The sequence below is a fragment of the Janthinobacterium sp. GW458P genome (genome assembly GCF_002127585.1).
Classification (GTDB): Bacteria; Pseudomonadota; Gammaproteobacteria; order Burkholderiales; family Burkholderiaceae_D; genus Janthinobacterium.
The window spans coordinates 48858-65080 of the sequence record NZ_NEGZ01000019.1; the positions used below are offsets into that span (position 1 = coordinate 48858).

Annotated in this window: 16 protein-coding genes, 1 pseudogene and 1 riboswitch; of the genes and pseudogenes, 6 read left to right on the forward strand and 11 right to left on the reverse strand. The window is 62.6% G+C overall.

Features of this window, described 5'->3' with window-relative positions; genetic code table 11:
- The first annotated feature begins 142 nt into the window (after positions 1-142).
- Together ompR and CBW50_RS13100 are read left to right on the forward strand one after the other, a co-directional pair.
- Entirely contained in the window at positions 143-844 is a 702-nt protein-coding gene (ompR, locus tag CBW50_RS13095; RefSeq protein ID WP_223278807.1) for a two-component system response regulator OmpR, read from the forward strand.
- Between the two features lie 13 nt (positions 845-857).
- Positions 858-2216: a sensor histidine kinase gene (locus tag CBW50_RS13100; protein WP_086145970.1), complete on the forward strand. Its 1359-nt coding sequence runs from the start codon at positions 858-860 to the stop codon at positions 2214-2216.
- Positions 2217-2375: 159 nt separating this feature from the next.
- On the opposite strand, the gene CBW50_RS13105 is transcribed toward CBW50_RS13100, so the two are convergent.
- Entirely contained in the window at positions 2376-2855 is a 480-nt protein-coding gene (locus CBW50_RS13105; RefSeq protein WP_086145971.1) for an Imm26 family immunity protein, read from the reverse strand.
- A 93-nt stretch (positions 2856-2948) separates the two neighbouring features.
- A complete protein-coding gene (locus CBW50_RS13110) occupies positions 2949-3254 on the reverse strand; it encodes a hypothetical protein (RefSeq protein ID WP_226935859.1) in 306 nt (101 codons plus the stop codon).
- 142 nt (positions 3255-3396) lie between these two features.
- Here CBW50_RS13110 and CBW50_RS13115 point away from each other — a divergent pair, with 142 nt between their 5' ends.
- Positions 3397-4554 carry an iron-containing alcohol dehydrogenase gene (locus CBW50_RS13115; protein ID WP_086145973.1) on the forward strand — a complete coding sequence of 386 codons (1158 nt, stop codon included), beginning with the start codon at positions 3397-3399 and terminating at the stop codon, positions 4552-4554.
- Positions 4555-4632: 78 nt separating this feature from the next.
- Positions 4633-4730, forward strand: a riboswitch (TPP riboswitch).
- An 85-nt stretch (positions 4731-4815) separates the two neighbouring features.
- A complete protein-coding gene (locus CBW50_RS13120) occupies positions 4816-6963 on the forward strand; it encodes a TonB-dependent siderophore receptor (protein WP_086145974.1) in 2148 nt (715 codons plus the stop codon).
- On the opposite strand, the gene CBW50_RS13125 is transcribed toward CBW50_RS13120, so the two are convergent.
- From CBW50_RS13125 to CBW50_RS13135, 3 genes are all read right to left on the reverse strand, one after another.
- The gene (locus CBW50_RS13125; protein WP_086145975.1) at positions 6960-7508 is read right to left on the reverse strand and encodes an AAA family ATPase; all 549 of its coding nucleotides are present in this window, start codon (positions 7506-7508) and stop codon (positions 6960-6962) included. The genes CBW50_RS13120 and CBW50_RS13125 overlap by 4 nt on opposite strands.
- Complete coding sequence (gene pnuC, locus CBW50_RS13130; protein WP_086145990.1) at positions 7508-8119, reverse strand: nicotinamide riboside transporter PnuC; 612 nt, start codon at positions 8117-8119, stop codon at positions 7508-7510. The genes CBW50_RS13125 and pnuC overlap by 1 nt, the downstream gene beginning before the upstream one ends.
- Positions 8120-8204: 85 nt before the next feature.
- Positions 8205-8723, reverse strand: a complete 519-nt coding sequence (locus CBW50_RS13135; protein WP_086145976.1) for a DUF2867 domain-containing protein — start codon at positions 8721-8723, stop codon at positions 8205-8207.
- Between the two features lie 79 nt (positions 8724-8802).
- Between CBW50_RS13135 and CBW50_RS13140 the strand changes: the two genes are divergently transcribed.
- Both CBW50_RS13140 and CBW50_RS13145 read left to right on the forward strand, forming a co-directional pair.
- Positions 8803-9441 (forward strand): TetR/AcrR family transcriptional regulator, encoded by a 639-nt coding sequence (locus tag CBW50_RS13140; protein ID WP_172404755.1) that lies wholly within the window; start codon positions 8803-8805, stop codon positions 9439-9441.
- 131 nt (positions 9442-9572) lie between these two features.
- Positions 9573-9974, forward strand: coding sequence for a hypothetical protein (locus CBW50_RS13145; protein ID WP_139842496.1), 402 nt, complete (start codon positions 9573-9575; stop codon positions 9972-9974).
- A gap of 3 nt (positions 9975-9977) precedes the next feature.
- On the opposite strand, the gene CBW50_RS13150 is transcribed toward CBW50_RS13145, so the two are convergent.
- From CBW50_RS13150 to CBW50_RS13170, 6 genes and pseudogenes are all read right to left on the reverse strand, one after another.
- Positions 9978-10511 carry a hypothetical protein gene (locus CBW50_RS13150; protein ID WP_086145979.1) on the reverse strand — a complete coding sequence of 178 codons (534 nt, stop codon included), beginning with the start codon at positions 10509-10511 and terminating at the stop codon, positions 9978-9980.
- A gap of 133 nt (positions 10512-10644) precedes the next feature.
- The gene (locus CBW50_RS30335; protein ID WP_367301824.1) at positions 10645-10875 is read right to left on the reverse strand and encodes a DUF6396 domain-containing protein; all 231 of its coding nucleotides are present in this window, start codon (positions 10873-10875) and stop codon (positions 10645-10647) included.
- Between the two features lie 795 nt (positions 10876-11670).
- A pseudogene (locus CBW50_RS13155) lies at positions 11671-12333 on the reverse strand (hypothetical protein); the annotation flags it as partial.
- A gap of 34 nt (positions 12334-12367) precedes the next feature.
- Positions 12368-13216, reverse strand: a complete 849-nt coding sequence (locus tag CBW50_RS13160) for a tetratricopeptide repeat protein (RefSeq protein ID WP_139842499.1) — start codon at positions 13214-13216, stop codon at positions 12368-12370.
- A 2-nt stretch (positions 13217-13218) separates the two neighbouring features.
- On the reverse strand, positions 13219-13620 hold the full coding sequence (locus CBW50_RS13165; protein ID WP_226935857.1) for a phospholipase D-like domain-containing protein: 402 nt from the start codon (positions 13618-13620) through the stop codon (positions 13219-13221).
- On the reverse strand, positions 13551-16148 hold the full coding sequence (locus CBW50_RS13170; RefSeq protein ID WP_086145982.1) for a type VI secretion system Vgr family protein: 2598 nt from the start codon (positions 16146-16148) through the stop codon (positions 13551-13553). The genes CBW50_RS13165 and CBW50_RS13170 overlap by 70 nt, the downstream gene beginning before the upstream one ends.
- Positions 16149-16223 lie beyond the last annotated feature (75 nt).

The following is a 16223-nucleotide window of genomic DNA, read 5'->3' on the forward strand; positions in this document are numbered from 1 at the left end:
TCGCCGCAGCCCCTTGTGAGCGCCGCGCGAGGCGCTACTATAGCAACCAATATAAGATAACACGACACCCTAAATGACCACAACCTCCACATCCGGCAGCAACACGACTACGCAATCGATCCACGGCCACCAGGCAAAAATCATGGTGGTCGATGACGATGTGCGCCTGCGCGACTTGCTGCGCCGCTACCTGACCGAGCAGGGCTTCAATGTCTTTACGGCCGAGAGCGCCACTGCCATGAACAAGCTGTGGCTGCGCGAGCGCTACGACCTGCTGGTGCTCGATTTGATGCTGCCGGGCGAAGACGGCCTGTCCATCTGCCGCCGCCTGCGCGGCGCGGGCGACCAGACGCCGATCATCATGCTCACGGCCAAGGGCGAGGACGTGGACCGCATCGTCGGCCTGGAAATGGGCGCCGACGACTACCTGCCGAAGCCGTTCAATCCGCGCGAGCTGGTGGCCCGCATCGGCGCCGTGCTGCGCCGCAAAGGTCCCGATGAAATCCCGGGCGCGCCGTCGGAAACGCCGCAAACCTTCGAATTCGGCGACTTCGTGCTGGACCTGGGCACGCGCACCCTGAAAAAGAATGGCGAAACGGTGCCGCTGACCACGGGCGAGTTTTCCGTGCTGAAAGTGTTTGCCCGCCATGCGCGCCAGCCCCTGTCGCGCGAAAAACTGATGGAACTGGCGCGCGGACGCGAATACGAAGTGTTCGACCGCAGCCTGGACGTGCAGATTTCGCGCCTGCGCAAGCTGATCGAGCCTGACCCGTCGAGTCCGCTGTTCATCCAGACCGTGTGGGGCCTCGGCTACGTCTTCATCCCGGACGGACAGCCGCGCTGATCGCTGGCGAGGCATGATGAAGCTTGTTCCCGATATCAGCCTGGCGCGGCTGAAAAGCGGCCTGTTCTGGCGCACCTTTTTGCTGCTGGGTACTTTGACCACGGTCAGCATGATCACCTGGATCGGCATGATTTCCGTCATCCAGCGCGAGCCGCAGGCGCAGCAGATTTCCGCCCAGATCATTTCCGTCGTCACCATTACGCATGCGGCGCTGACGCACTCGGCCCCCGAGCTGCGGCGCGAGCTGCTGTTCGACCTCGTCAGCAACGAAGGCATCCGCATCTTCTCGCTGGAAGAGGACGACCGCATCGAGCCGCCGCCCGACAATTACCTGATGCCCGACATCGAGGCCCTGGTGAAGGCCAAGCTGGGCAAGGACACGCGCTTTTCCGCGCGCGTCAACGGCGTGGCCGGCTTCTGGGTCAGCTTCAAGATCGACGACGACGAATACTGGCTGATGCTGGACCGCGAACGCCTGCGCGGCCTGACGGGCTTCCAGTGGCTGGGCTGGGCCAGCCTGGTATCGCTGCTGTCGCTGCTGGGCGCGGCCATCATTTCCAGCCTGATCAATCTGCCGCTGTCGCGTCTGACGGCGGCCGCGCGCGACATCGCCAAGGGCAAGCAGCCGGCGCCGCTGCCGGAAAAAGGCCCGATCGAGATCATCGAGGCGAACCGCAGCTTCAACCAGATGGTCGATGATCTGAAACAGGTGGAGTCGGACCGCGCCGTGATTTTGGCCGGCATTTCGCACGACTTGCGCACGCCGCTGGCGCGCATGCAGCTGGAAGTGGAGATGGCCAACCTGTCGGACGAGGCGCGCGAAGGCATCCAGTCCGATATCGGGCAAATGGACGCCATCATCGGCCAGTTCCTCGACTACGCCAAGCCGACGGAAGCGTCAAGCTTCACGGACGTGGACCTGAGCGGCCTGCTGGCCGACATGACGCGCGAAGCCATGCGCCTGCCCGACGTGAAGATCAATGCCGAAATTGCCGAAGGCGCGCATGCGATGGGCAATCCCACCGACTTGCGCCGCGTGCTCAACAACCTGATCGAGAATGCGCGCCGCTATGGCAAGACGCCGGGCAGCGAGATGACGGAAATCGACATCGCCTGCCACGTGCGCACCAGCCACGGCGCGAAAAAGGTGATCATCGAGGTGCAGGACCATGGCGCGGGCGTGCCGGCGGAAAAGATCGAGCAACTGATGAAGCCGTTCACTCGCCTCGACACGGCGCGCGGGCAAGCCAACGGCGCCGGTCTGGGCCTGGCCATCGTCGACCGCGTGCTGCTGCGCCATGGCGCCGAATTGCAGGTGCGCAACCGCGAAGGCGGCGGCCTGGCGTTCCAGATCAGCTTGCCGGCGGCATAAGCGGCATAAGCGGCGTAGGTCGGCTTAGCGCAAAGCGCGTAAGCCGACAGCACCAGCGGCCTTGGCCAACAATGTTGTCGGATTAGGCGAGGCAAGGCCTCGCTAATCCGACCTACGCCGTCCGATGCAGGCTCCGGCACCAACGCCGCCCGACAGCCATCACGCCGACGCCTGCTCCGGCGCCAGCAATTTATTCATCAGCAATTCCGTTGCCCCGTAGCCGTACAGGGAATCGCTTTCCATGCCGGGCGTGTCGAAGGGGATCGATTCCTCGCGGTTCAGCTTGGCAGGGTCGGCGTCCGCATAACTGGCGCGCCAGGCGCGCTGCAAGGATTCATTGCGGCGGATAAAGGCCGGCATGGGCCAGGCGTCGCGCTCCCAGTGGCGGCTGTCGCCCAGCAGGGGCCAGCGCTCGTTGAGCAGGGCCATGTCGCCCGTGCGCAGGCGGCGCACGGCCTGCTCCGGCCGCAAGCCTTCCAGCTCTTCCAGGCTCGGCAAGCTGTCGCGCTTGGGCCCGAACATATACGCCAGCATGATGCGCCCGGCAGGCGCCCTGCGCGCCACCACGCCGACGGCATAGCCGCCGCCCGGCAAGGGCACGGCAAACCAGCTGCCTTCTCGGTATGGTAATGATCTCATCGTTGCAAACTCCCCCAAAATCGTGTTCGGGGCACAGTCTACGCGAAACGATGCGCATGTGGCGCATGGTACGTTACAGCAACAAACCGATAGTTACAAAATTTTCTCGTCATAATGATATTGGGCAACAATCGGCCCCGCCTTGAACAGCGCCTCCTTCATGGCCCCGTCCAGGCGCGCATCGCGGCGGCGCATCCATTCGAGCAGCATCGCCACTTCCTTGCGGCTCGTGTCGCCCGCATGGGCCAGTACGCGGCGCAGTTCCGGGTCCGTGCAGGCCTCGAAGCGCTGGCCGTTCAAGTCCAGCGCCTGCAGTGCGGCGATGGCGGCGCCGATGGCGCGGTGCATGTCGAGCGCCGTGGCCGGCAGGCCGGATTCTTCCAGTGGGACGGTGGTCATGCGCATTCCTTTTCGCGTGGTGGTGACATCGGCTGCATTCTCCACCGCGCGGACGAAAAGCTCAAGCGTCCACGACACGATTCCACCCGTTCGGCCATAATCATGGCTCGGCAACAGCCTCAACCTCGGCAGCGGGAGCCCCATGTTCAATTTCGATTTTTACAATCCGACGCAAATCCTCTTCGGCCAGGGCCAGATCGCCGCCATCGCCGGCCTGATCCCGCCGCAGGCGCGGGTCCTGATGACCTACGGCGGCGGCAGCATCAAGCAAAACGGCGTCTACGATGAAGTCAGGGCGGCGCTGGCCGGCCACACGGTGCTGGAATTTGCCGGCATCGAACCCAATCCCAGCTATGAAACCCTGATGCAGGCCGTGGCCATGGTGAAAAGCGAGCGCATCGACTTCCTGCTGGCCGTCGGCGGCGGCTCCGTGGTCGACGGCACCAAGTTCATCGCCGCCGCCGCCCTGCACGAGGGCGAGGCGTGGGACATCCTGGCCAAAGGCGGCAAGATCGTCGAAGCGGCCCTGCCCTTCGGCACCGTCCTGACCTTGCCGGCCACGGGCTCGGAAATGAATGGCTCGGCCGTGATCACGCGCAAGGCCACGCAGGAAAAGCGCTCGTTCATGAGCCGCAAGGTGTATCCTAAATTTTCCGTGCTGGACCCGTCGAAGACGTTCACCTTGCCGCTGCGCCAGGTGGGCAATGGCGTCGTCGATGCGTTTGCGCATGTCATGGAACAGTATTTGACCTACCCTGTGAACGCGTCCGTGCAGGACCGTTTCGCCGAAGGCATTTTATTGACCCTGATCGAGGAAGGCCCGAAAGCGCTGTCGCACGCGGACGACTACGACGTGCGCGCCAACGTGATGTGGAGCGCCACCCTGGCCTTGAACGGCCTGATCGGCGTGGGCGTGCCGCAGGACTGGTCCACGCACGCCATCGGCCACGAATTGACGGCCCTGTACGAGCTTGACCATGCGCAGACGCTGGCCATCATCCTGCCCAGCATGTTGCGCGTGCGCAAGCAGGCCAAGCGCGCCAAGCTGCTGCAATATGCGGCCCGCGTGTGGGGCCTCGATGGCGGCGACGAGGACGGCCGCATCGAGGCGGCCATCGCGCGCACGGAATTCTTCTTCCGCCACATGGGCGTCAAGACGCGCCTGGCCGACTACGGCCTGAACCATGCGAGCGTGGACGCCGTCGTGGCCGCCCTGGAAGCGCACGGCATGACGGCGCTGGGCGAACAGCGCGAAGTGACGCCCGCCGTCAGCCGCAAGGTGCTGGAACTGAGCCTGTAGCGCAGTTTGCAAATTCACGCCACTGTGTTGTAAAACGGTCAGCCGGCGGGACAAGCGGCCGTGCTTCATGCTAAGCTGTCATTTCGCTAGGGGTCCTGGAGCAGTTATCCGGGTGAGAGATACCCTTCGTACCTGATCTGGATAATGCCAGCGAAGGAAAGCGCAAAGTACCTCCCTCCTTTGATAGCTCCTGCGTTGGCGCCAGCCGAACAAGCAGCCTGCCGTGCTCTTTCCCGAGACGGCTTGAACCACGAGCAATCTATGTCCACACCGAATTTATCTGTTTCCGTCCTGACCCTGGCCATCCTGCACGCGTTTGCCGCGCCTGCCTTTGCAGCGAATGACGCCGCCGAAGCCGCCGAGCCGCAGGCGCAAAGCATGGCCGAAGTCGTCGTCACGGCCAGCAAGGCGCCGGCTGCCAAGCGCGCCTCCGTGGGCGGCTTTAGCGATGCGCCGCTGCTGCAGACGCCGGCGTCCGTCACCGTCATTTCGCAGAAAGACATGCAGGACTTGCAAATCCGCAATCTCAGCGATGCCGCCAGGCTCGACGCCAGCATCAACGATGCCTACAACGCCGTCGGCTATGCGGAACAGTTCACCATCCGCGGCTTCAAGCTCGACAACAATTCCAGCTATCGCAAGGATGGCGTGGCCATTCCCGGCGACACGCAAATTCCGCTGGAAAACAAGGAACGCATCGAAGTGCTGAAAGGCCTGGCCGGCTTGCAGGCGGGCGTGGCCGCGCCGGGCGGCGTGATCGACTTCATCGTCAAGCGCCCGACCGCCGCACCGCTGCGCACGGTGACCGTGGAAGCGCGCGAGCGGGGCACCCTGTACGGCGCCGTCGACCTGGGCGGCCGCCTGGAAGACACGCGCTTCGGCTACCGGGTCAACGTGGCGGCCGAGCGCCTGCGCTCCTACATCAAGGGCGCGGACGGCAACCGCAAGTTCATTTCCGGCGCCTTCGACTGGCAGATTTCGCCGCAAGCGCTGCTGCAACTGGACGCCGATTACCAGGACAAGGCGCAGGCGACGGCGCCCGGCTTCCAGCTGCTGAACAATAAAACCTTGCCAACCGGCATCAGCGCCGACGCCATGCTCAACCTGCAGCCGTGGACGCGCCCCGTGGAAACCGTCACCAGCAATATCGGCCTGCGCTTCCAGTACGCCTTCAATGAGGACTGGCGCGCCACCCTGTCGGCCAACCAGCACTCGTTCAAGCGCGACGATTACACGGCCTTCCCTTACGGCTGCAGCGGACAGGACCTGTACCCCGGCTTCTGCGGCAATGGCGATTACGACGTATATGACTACCGCAGCCTGGGCGAAACGAAAAAGCCGCTGAGCGCGCAAGCCATGATCCAGGGCAAGTTCGCCACCGGCTCGCTGCGCCATGACTTCACGGCCGGCGTGTCGACCTTCCGCCGCAAGGACCGCGCCGGCCTGTACGTGTACGACTGGGTGGGCGTGAGCAACATCTACCAGCCGCAGATCGTCGGCACGTCGCCCGGCGTCACGGGCCCCGTGCGCCTGGTGCGCAAGGATACGGAAAACTCCGTTTTCGTGCAGGACATCGTCAGCCTGGCGCCGAACTGGAAGCTGCATGGCGGCTTGCGCCATATCAATGTCGATGGCTACCAGTATGTATTGAAGGCCGATACGGAAATCCGCGCCAAGCACGATTTCCTGCTGCCGAATGTATCGCTCGTCTACACCCCGCTCGACAATGTATCCGTGTATGCGGCCTATTCGCAGGGCATGGAACATGGCGGCACGGCCGACCGCAAGGCGATGAATGCCAACGAAGAGCTGTCGCCGAGCCGCTCGAAGCAGATCGAACTGGGCGCCAAGATGGATGTGACGCCGGACTTCATGCTGGCGGCCAGCCTGTTCCAGATCCGCAAGGGCCTGGAATTCCAGAACACGGCCGGCTACTTCGTGCGCGAAGGCCAGGCCCAGCACCGCGGCCTGGAATTGTCGGCCCAGGGCAAGGCAAGCGCCAACCTGAGCCTGGGCGCTTCCGTGACGGCCCTGAACAGCCAGCAGTCGGGCACGGGCAGTGCCGACCTCGACGGCAAGCGCGTGCCGAACGTGCCCGCCTTCAAGGCGGCCGTGCATGCGAACTACGCCGTGCAGCAGGTGGCGGGCCTGAGCGTCAATGGCAGCTGGGAATATGCAGGCAAGAAAGCGTTTGAGTACAACAACACGACTTTCGTGCCGTCATACCACGTGTTCAACCTGGGCGCCGCTTACGCCACGCGCATCGCCGGCACCCGCGCCGTGCTGCGCGCCGCCGTCAACAACGTGGCCGACAAGTTCTTCTGGCGCGACGTGACGCCGGAATCGGACGGCTATCTGTATCCGGGCGCCAGCCGCACGTTCAAGGTGTCGGCGCAGTTCGATTTTTAATTGAGGGAAATGGCAGGCGCTGCAGCGAGCGCCTGCTGCAGCAAGGGCGCCGCCTGTTCCAGGCGCGCCTCCAGGCTGTCGCGCAGCACGTGATAGGCGATGCCGCGCGCGTCGAGCTCGTCGAGCAGGTAGCGGTAGATCAGCTGGCGCACTGCTTCGGACTCGCGCTGCAAGCCGTCGGCCACCCACGGGCTGTCGGGCGCCGTTACCAAGGTCACATCGTAGTGCGCGGCATCGGCCAGCGCCGCCAGTTGCGCATCGGCGCCATTGAAATAATGGCGGCTGTAGACCGCCGTCATCAAGGGCGTCGTGTCGCAGAACAGGAAGTTGCCCGCCTGTGCGGCCGCGGCCGCTTCGCGTTCAACTTGCGTACGCGCAATCCCATACTGGTCTTCCGCCACGGGCACCCTGCCCTGCGTGGCGACGAATTCACGTAAATACTCAGGCACCCAGACGGTGCCGTAGCGCTCGGCCAGGGCGGCCGCCAGGGTCGACTTGCCCGACGATTCCGCGCCCAGGATGGCCACGCGCACGCAGCGGCCCATCACTTGAGGACCATTGCATCGGGCGCGGCCGGCGCCGCTTTTTTCCACGCCAGCAAGCCGATCGTGGCCATCACGACAAACACGGCATACAGGATGGCCGTCAGGGTCAGGTCCTTGTGCAGGTACAGCCACACGTACAGCACGTCGACGACGATCCAGACGATCCAGTTTTCCAGCTTCTTGCGCGACAGCAGGAATTGCCCCACCAGGCTGCCAGCCGTGAGGAAACCGTCCGCGTGAGGCACGTCCGTGTCGGTCGAGGTCAGCAGCCAGGCCAGCAGCACAAAGCCCGCCAGCCACGCCAGGGCGCTGCCCAGCCAGCCGCGCATGCCCAGCCGCGTGACGGGCAAGGTCTTGCCGCCGCTGGTCGGATGCAGCCACTGGTACCAGCCCCAGAACGAGACGCTGATGAACAGCAGCTGCAAGGCCATGTCGCCATACAGGCGCGATTCGAAAAACACGAAACCGTAGGCGGCCGAGGAAATGATGGCGAACAGCCACGCCCAGTGATTCTGGCGGATGTTCAGCGCAACGGTTGTCAGTGCCAGGACAAAGGAAATCAGTTCAAGCGGCGTGGTGGCAAAACCCAGCAGGAGAAGCGTATCGTTCATGGGAATCGTGATGAGGCTGGTGGTGCAGTATGCAATACCGGCCATGAATAAGCAAGATTGCCCTTGCCGTCCGCCCCTCCCCGCCTCAGGCGAAGCCCGCCCTGGCCGCGCGCGCCAGCGAATGCCGCACGATCAGCTTGTGAAACGGGCGGATCAGCAGGATGTAGGCGCGCCCCACCCGGTTGTGGCAATGCACGACGCTGGAGACGGTGACGCTGCCATGCCGGCCCGCGTCACGATTGCGCAGCACCGACAGGCGAAAGTCCAGGTGGCTGTCATCCTCGCCCAGGATGATCTCGTCGTCGCTGACGGCATAGATGCGGAAAATGCCGATGCGCTTGCCGGGCCGCGCTTCCATCTGTTTTGCCGTCCGGATGCCGAAACGCGCCACGATGGCGTCGCGCAGCACCATCAGCTTGTGCGCCCAGCCCGGCTGCTTGCCCAGCAGCTGGCGCGCCAGGCTCTGCATGTCCATCTGGCGCGCCTGCGCCGTCGGCAAGTCGACGGCGTAGGCGTCGGCCAGGTTGCTGCCAGGATACAACGGGGCGATGCTGGCGCCCGACGGCAAGTCCACGGTACGGACGGCAATGTTCATCTCATGCATGTGCTCTCCATGTTTTCAGTGATAACATGCCCATCATACACGACAATGTGAACAGCGATAACATCGAATGACAACAGCAATGACAAGCTATCATCACGGCAAGCTGCGCGACACCCTGGTCGGCGCCGCCATCGCGCAACTGGCGCAGCAGAGCGACGCCGCCCTGTCGCTGCGCGAACTGGCGCGCACGGTGGGCGTCTCGGCCGCCGCCGTGTACCGCCACTTTCCCAGCAAGGAAGCCCTGCTGGCCGAGGTGGCGGCGGCCGGCTTCGCCAGCCTGATACGGAAATGGGAAACGCAGCTGCCGCCGCCGGGCAGCCTGCCCGCCGAACAGCGCTTTCAGCTGCTGGGCCAGCAATACATCGAATTCGCCCTGGCCGCGCCCGCCCACTACCGGCTGATGTTCGAGCACCAGGACGTGCGCCAGTTTCCCGTCCTGCAGGAGGCGGCGCAGGCCTGTTTCCAGTACGTGCTGCAGACGGCGGGCGCGGCCGTGCGCGAGGCGGGTCTCGATGCGCGCTGGGACAAGGCCGCCGCCAGCGCCGGCTGGTCGCTGGGCCACGGCTACGTGATGCTGCTGCTCAGTGGCCGCCTGGCCATGGCCGACGGCGGCGACAACCTGTCGCCGGCCATGGTGCCGCGCTTCTTCCAGCTGCCGCTGGAAGCGCTGCGGCAGGCTGCCTTGCCAGGCGGGACAAGCGCAATACCGTCAAATTGACTCGGTTACCGGCAGGCGCCATTTTCAGGAGCTGATGATTCATGCACAATATAGCGATAGACGCGCTCTCCTTGATCGCCAGGCAATGCCTTGCCGTCACGTGCCTGCAACGCTTTTGCCGGCGCTTTGACATGGATCATCCCGCCCTGTCCGCGTTCGCCGCTCACGTGTGGGAAGTGGCGCAGCTCGCGCCTGGAGAGTTTGCAGCCTGGGAACGGGGCTTTGCTTCCCTGGCCGTGACGGGCATGGGCGATCCCTGGCCCGCCGAGGTAAGCATGGCCATGCCCGGGCACCTGCGCGGCACGCTGGAAGAACTGGTGCAGCATGTGCTGGAAACGAGCGCCTGCACCTGGCATGGCGATGACCTTCCAGCAAGCCGGCGCCAGCTGGAAGCCGTTTTTGCCATCTGCGTCCGGCATGACGTGGCGCTGCCGCAGCTTGGGCACTATGCGCAGCACGATGCGGCGCTGCGCGGCGGCTGGGGGCCGGCGCTCACGGACGGGGAAGTGAAGGCCTGGCAAGCCTTGATATAACGCTCACGCCAGAAGGCCCTGGCGCACCTGGTCGAGCAGGCGCTCCTCTTCATCCGTATCGGCATCGATTTGCGTGACCACGGTCCAGAACGGCGCGCACGTCTTGATCTGCTCGAAAGCACGGCTCGTTTCCAGCCGCACCATGGTTTTCCTCAGGCTGTGCAGATAGCCTTCCTCGATGGCGCAGAGCAGCTCGTCATCGGCGGCGTCGATCAGCTCGCTTAAAGCATCTTCGATCCTTGCGTGGCCCTCCTCCCATAATTGCCCGATTTCCGGCACATCGGCTTCCATGCACTCGTTGGACCAGTCAGGAGGATAGTAATCGCGCGCCCTGTTACCGGGATCGGTGTCGAAGCTCAGAGAAATGGACGGGAACGATACGGCATTGAAGGCAAAGGCTGAAAATGCCTGATCCTTGAAAGCGGACGCGCCCAGCAGCGCCAGCGATGCATGGGCCAGCCTGAACCAGCTTGCTTCAACGTCGTATGCAGTTTCAAACGCGTGCCAATCCGGCGGCAAATCGGGAGTCTGGGGCATGGGAACCTGTCGAAAAAGAATAGCGGTGGATAGTGCGAGGAATTATACGTGGCGCAGCCCATGCGGCAGGCTGTGGCGCGTGAACAGTGCGCGCGATGCCGGGACGGCAAACCGGCGGGACGCTGCGCTTCGCTTAGTCGGCGGCCAGGAAATATGGTTTTTGCAACAGCGACGCGGCGCTTGGCTGCGGGGTGGCGGGCGGTGGACGGACACCCATGGCGGCGTCGAGCAGGCTCTTTCGTTGACCATCCCACGGCGGCAGATCGGCTGGTGGCAATGGCAGGATTTTATCGAGGTTGGGGAAGCGGCGATTGGGGTTGAAGCCGAGGGCACGACTAAGTACGCCGTAACGTTGTTTGCGCATTTCTCGCAGCCGAATGCTACGCCCTCATGTAGAACTTTAAGAGCAAGTGCTTTAGTTTCTGGCGTACGCGGCCCGCTAACTCTCCCTGTGGCCATTCTCGGGGAGGCATACATGTAAGATAAATTATATGCAACTGGTCCGTACCCCTGGGAAAATGCACATTCCATCATCTTTATTGCAACAGGAATATTAGCCCAATACCCTGCGCCTTCATTTGCAGGACCTACATTTAGTTTATCTGACAAAAAATCCATCGCTTGAGGATTACCCATCTGTGCTGCCTTTTGCCAAAAGGCATAAGCGCGAGTGATGTCGCCGTTGACACCCGTGCCATTCGCATAATACGTTCCCATCCGGTCATAGGCGGCCGGTACGCCCAGCCGCATCGCCTTTTCCACCAGTTGCACCGCTTCTTCCTCACCATATAAAGGATCGCGTCCTTCCACATACAGACTGGCCAGATTGAGCATCGCTTTCCAGTGTGATCGCTCCGCTGCCTGACGCGTCAGATCGATGATTTTTCTGTAATCGCGGTCTTCCACGAAAATTTCGGGATCTTCCAAGGCGCGCGCTTCGAGGAACCAGTCCTCGGCTTGGGCATCGATGGGCGGCACCTTGTTCGATTCGATTTCACAAATGAAATCCGAAACATGCGGATTGAAGAGGGGTAGGCTTTGGTTGCGCGGCAAGACTTTGTCGTCTGGCATTTTGCAGGCAAGCAGGCAGCACAAGACAATAAGCGACGCAAGGCGTCCTCTTGTGCCAGCCATGCTGGATTGATTGCTATCCATTGCCTTATCCAAGATCAGGAAGGGACACATCCATCAAATGCCACGTCACCTCGTCGTCAGGCAAATCGAGCAGCCAGTCGCGGCGCGGTCGCGGGAACGGCGCGCCCTGGGTCAGCCACGCCTGGCGCCAGTACTGGTTGACGATGGCCTGCAGCGGATGGTCGGCCGCCACCCACGGTTGCCAGACGCCGCTGACCGGACAGGCCTGGTCGCAAGCGCAGCTCAACCATGGCTCGGGCCGCGCCACCTCGCGCAGCAAACCGCGCGCCGCGCGCGGTTCCACGGCGCCATGGTTGTGCCGTATCGTCAGGCACTGCGCCCATGCCACAGAGCCATAACGGCTCTTCCCATCGGCATCGAGCGTGCTGAAATGGCGGAACGCTTCGCCTTTGTGAAATAGTCGGGCCGGCTCCGTCAAGCCCTGCCCGGCTGCAGGTTGCCAATATGCGGAAAACGGCGCAGTCGGTGCGTCGCTGTGCACGCCGGTGGGACGCAGCGCATAGTCGGCGGCCAGGAAGTATGGTTTTTGTAACAGCGCGGCGGCGCCTGGCTGCGGGGTGGCGGGCGGCGGGCGGACACCCATGGCGGCGTCGAGCAGGCTCTTTCGTTGACCATCCCACGGCGGCAGATCGGCTGGTGGCAATGGCAGGATTTTATCGAGGTTGGGGAAGCGGCGATTGGGGTTGAAGCCGAGGGCACGACTAAGTACGCCGTAACGTTAACGGATCGCCGAATTCAATCGTGAGTTTGTTTGCGCATTTCTCGCAGCCCAGCCTTACTCCGGTATGTAATACCTGCAAAGCACGTTCTTTGGTTTCAGTGGTTCTTTCCCCATCAGACGTGCCGTCAGGCGTTCTTACTACAACATATAAATAAGATAAATCATATGCGGATGGGCCATATCCCTGCCCCAGCGCGCACTCCATCATCTTGATTGCCACAGGAATATTCCCCCACATTTCAGCACCTGGATAATCCTTCCCCGCAGTGAGTTTTTCTCCTAAAAAACCCAGCGCTTGCGGGTTACCCATCTGCGCCGCCTTTTGCCAGAAGGCATAAGCGCGAGTGATGTCGCCGTTGACACCCGTGCCATTCGCATAATACGTTCCCATCCGGTCATAGGCCGCCGGTATGCCCAGCCGCATCGCCTTTTCCACCAGTTGCACCGCTTCTTCCTCACCATATAAAGGATCGCGTCCTTCCACATACAGACTGGCCAGATTGAGCATCGCCTTCCAGTGCAATCGCTCTGCCGCCTGATGCGTCAGAGCGACGATTTTTTTGTAATCGCGGTCTTCCACGAAAATTTCGGGATCTTCCATGGCGCGCGCTTCAAGAAACCAGTCCTCGGCTTGAGCATCGATGGGCGGCACCTTGCTTGCCTCGGTTTCACAAATAAAATCCGAAACATGCGGATTGAAGAGGGGCAGGCTTTGGTTACGTGGCAGGACTTTGTCGTTAGGCATTTTGCAGGCAATCAAAGGAACAAAGAGAAGAACTGCCAACGCAAGAAATGGCAGGCGAAAAAAGACGATACTTTTCTTATTCATGATCAACCCAGACGTATGGTGGAGCTGCGTTTGTCTTCCAATGGCAGCAGGAAACCAGTCATTTTTTTTAATATTGCATTTTCAGATTTATCCCATTTTTTTCGGCGATTTGCGCCCATCAGCTCCACCCACTTCTCAAAAGCATCCACAATCTCCGCCTTCGTCCCGCCCCCTCCATCAACCAATCCCCCGCTATGCATGCGCCACACCCGCTTGCGCAAATCGCGGGCCACGCGGTGGTCGACGGTGGCGATATTGATCTCGCTGTCGACGGCCATGCTGCGCTGGTTCAGGTTGGCGCTGCCCAGCGTCATGAACGCGTCGTCGACCAGCATCAATTTGGAATGGATGTAGATTTCACGGTAGCGCCAGCGGTCCTTGTCAAACGCGCTGACATTGAGCATGGCCACCGATATAGCCCGCCATCCGCATGGGCCTGTATCGTATGCTGCAATTGCCCCGCTGCCGGCGCGACGGGCGGCTCCAGCTCCGGTTGCGGCCGGTTCTTGGGCGCCAAGGTTTCCAGGTTTCCATGGAACAGCGTCGGAGACGCGGTAAAAAACTGGACCTTGTCGCTAATTTCAAGCATGCAATCGGCGCCATGCAGGCGCACGCCTTTGCGGCCGCGAATATGCACCCAGTCGGCTTGGCTGATCAATTCCAGCACCTTGTGGGCGACGATATCGACCGTATCGGTTTGCGCCGCGATCTGCACCGGGCCGGCTGCGGCGATCAGTTTCATGCCAGCCTTGTGGACGAACAGGCGCAGCGCAGCGCCGATGCTGGCGAACAGGCCGCCGCCGGCCGCCAGCGACAGGTCGCGCCCGGACGTCAGCGCGGTGTGCTCGGCACTGGCGATGTGCGTCGATTGCGCGCTCGTCGTTTCGATACCGGCCGGACTGGCCAGCACCAGATGCGGCTTCGATAATTCGGGAAATGCGCTTTCGCCACTGCCGGCACCGCCCTTGATCGCGGCATGCTGGGCATTGAGCACATCGGCGGCGGCACCCTGCTGGGCGGCGCTTTCTTGCGCGCCGTAATGCTGCGCCAGGGCGGCAAGCGCCTTGTGCCGTTCAGCAGCCTCGGCCAACCGGCGCAAGGTTTCATCCATGCTCTTGATATGCGAGGCGGCGCCAGGGCGCGCTTCGGTGGTCAGCAACATGCCGCGGCCGGCCCGCGCCACGCCCCAGGCGTCCGACGCCAGTTCCCAGCCCTCGCCACGCGCATCCTTGCGCCCGCTGGCGTCCTCGATGCGGCTGATGCAGCCGAGCGACAATTGGCTGTGCTGATGATCGCTTTTCAGTTGCGCCTGGATGCCCTGGTGCGTGTCATCAAACACCAGCTGGTTGCCGCGCACGCCGCAGCCGCCGCCAGGCATCAGCTCGGCGCTGCGCCAGCCGCCCAGCATGCATTGCCCCGGCAAATTCCACGGCGGCACATGGTTGCCGTTGTACACCGCGCCGACGATGACGGGACGGTCGATATTGCCGTCGAGAAACTGGATCAGCACTTCCTGGCCGATGCGCGGCAGTGCGATCTGGCCGAACGCCTGGCCCGCCCATGGCGTCATGACCCGGATCCAAGGCGAACTGCCCGCGTCGAACTTGCCCAGGCGGTCCCAGTGAAACTGCACCTTCACCCGGCCCAGACCGTCGGTATGGATGGTTTCGCCTGCCGGGCCGGTGACGATCGCCGTCTGCACGCCGGGCAAGGCGCAAGGCGTGCTGTTGAACTGCCGCCCCGGATGCCAGCGGATGCTCTTGCGGATGCAGCGAAAACGGTTTTCATAATGCGACTTCGCGCCCGTACCTGCCTGGTAATTGTTGCTGGCGACATGATCGACCGACAGAATCAGGTATTCGCGCGCGCCGATGTCCGGGCGCGCCGCTTCACCTCTGGCCGGCACGGATGGCGTGCCGCTGAAGTGGCCGCCCAGCGTGAAACTGCGCCCGGCCTGGGCGCAGCGGTGATTGCCGCCAGCGTCGAAGTATTGCGCCTCGCAGTTACGTTCCTCCAGGCGGCGTTGCGCCAGCGCTTCGCCGTCGCCCATGCCGGCATAGCCATAGCCGGTGTTTTGATACAGTTCATGGGCAAACACGTCGCCCTGCTGGTGCAGCGCATGGCCGCTGGCGCGGCTGGCATACGGATGCTTGTAGTTGAAGCTGGCCAGCGTGAGCGAGCCTGAAGCGATCTTCCGTATTGCCTGCCAATCGCGTATGCCGTCGCGCTCCAGCGAGCCCGCGCCGCTGCGAAACGCCATCTCGTCGGCTGCACTGGCATGGCCGTCGCTGGGATCGATGCTGTCGCTCAGCCAGGTATTGTCGCCCAGACACAGCGTATGGCCGTCGGCGCGATGTTCATACCAGTAATGGATACCCTGGTCTTCCCAGCGCCGGTGCAGATGGTTGTAATCGGTTTCATTATGCTGGTTGGCGCAGCTTAATATCGCTTTTTCCTCATGCAGCCGGTTTTGCCAGTCGCGCTGCCAATAATGCTCGAAGGTCGTTTCGCTGATGTCGACGACCGTGCGTTCGTGGAACGAGACGTTGTCCATGCGCAGCCTGGACAACGCCAGCCAGGGTTGCAGCACCATCCGGTAGAAGGCGAAGCCGCCATCGCTGCGCAACAGGCGAAATTCGCCGACATAACCATTGAAATAGCGCAAGCTGCCGTCGTCGCGCACCAGCGAAATCGTGACCATGCGCCCCATCATCGCAGTCAGGGGAATGTGGAGATTGTCGGACAGCAGTTCGGCCTCGAAGCGGAAGTCGCGTGACATTTCCTCGCGTGCCCGCAAGCTGTTGACCAGCAGCGCGGTATCGGGCGGACCGTCCTCGCGCGGAAAATCCATGCGCAGCAAGCGGCTCTCCTGGACGCCCCGGCCCGCTCCGAAAAGCCGCGCCAGATCGTCTGCCAGCTCGCCATCATCCATGTTGCCTCCATCGCATAGTTTCCCTGATCCATGCTAACCATGGTGGGCGCTGGCATATTGATGGAACTCAAAATA

What these genes read in the sequence shown, in the direction of transcription:
- ompR (WP_223278807.1), top strand. Translation starts at nt 143, where the DNA reads ATGGTGGTCGATGACGATGTGCGCCTGCGCGACTTGCTGCGCCGCTAC.
- CBW50_RS13100 (WP_086145970.1), top strand. Translation starts at nt 858, where the DNA reads ATGATGAAGCTTGTTCCCGATATCAGCCTGGCGCGGCTGAAAAGCGGC.
- CBW50_RS13105 (WP_086145971.1), bottom strand. Translation starts at nt 2,855, where the DNA reads ATGAGATCATTACCATACCGAGAAGGCAGCTGGTTTGCCGTGCCCTTG.
- CBW50_RS13110 (WP_226935859.1), bottom strand. Translation starts at nt 3,254, where the DNA reads ATGACCACCGTCCCACTGGAAGAATCCGGCCTGCCGGCCACGGCGCTC.
- CBW50_RS13115 (WP_086145973.1), top strand. Translation starts at nt 3,397, where the DNA reads ATGTTCAATTTCGATTTTTACAATCCGACGCAAATCCTCTTCGGCCAG.
- CBW50_RS13120 (WP_086145974.1), top strand. Translation starts at nt 4,816, where the DNA reads ATGTCCACACCGAATTTATCTGTTTCCGTCCTGACCCTGGCCATCCTG.
- CBW50_RS13125 (WP_086145975.1), bottom strand. Translation starts at nt 7,508, where the DNA reads ATGGGCCGCTGCGTGCGCGTGGCCATCCTGGGCGCGGAATCGTCGGGC.
- pnuC (WP_086145990.1), bottom strand. Translation starts at nt 8,119, where the DNA reads ATGAACGATACGCTTCTCCTGCTGGGTTTTGCCACCACGCCGCTTGAA.
- CBW50_RS13135 (WP_086145976.1), bottom strand. Translation starts at nt 8,723, where the DNA reads ATGCATGAGATGAACATTGCCGTCCGTACCGTGGACTTGCCGTCGGGC.
- CBW50_RS13140 (WP_172404755.1), top strand. Translation starts at nt 8,803, where the DNA reads ATGACAAGCTATCATCACGGCAAGCTGCGCGACACCCTGGTCGGCGCC.
- CBW50_RS13145 (WP_139842496.1), top strand. Translation starts at nt 9,573, where the DNA reads ATGGATCATCCCGCCCTGTCCGCGTTCGCCGCTCACGTGTGGGAAGTG.
- CBW50_RS13150 (WP_086145979.1), bottom strand. Translation starts at nt 10,511, where the DNA reads ATGCCCCAGACTCCCGATTTGCCGCCGGATTGGCACGCGTTTGAAACT.
- CBW50_RS30335 (WP_367301824.1), bottom strand. Translation starts at nt 10,875, where the DNA reads ATGCGCAAACAACGTTACGGCGTACTTAGTCGTGCCCTCGGCTTCAAC.
- CBW50_RS13160 (WP_139842499.1), bottom strand. Translation starts at nt 13,216, where the DNA reads ATGAATAAGAAAAGTATCGTCTTTTTTCGCCTGCCATTTCTTGCGTTG.
- CBW50_RS13165 (WP_226935857.1), bottom strand. Translation starts at nt 13,620, where the DNA reads ATGCTCAATGTCAGCGCGTTTGACAAGGACCGCTGGCGCTACCGTGAA.
- CBW50_RS13170 (WP_086145982.1), bottom strand. Translation starts at nt 16,148, where the DNA reads ATGGATGATGGCGAGCTGGCAGACGATCTGGCGCGGCTTTTCGGAGCG.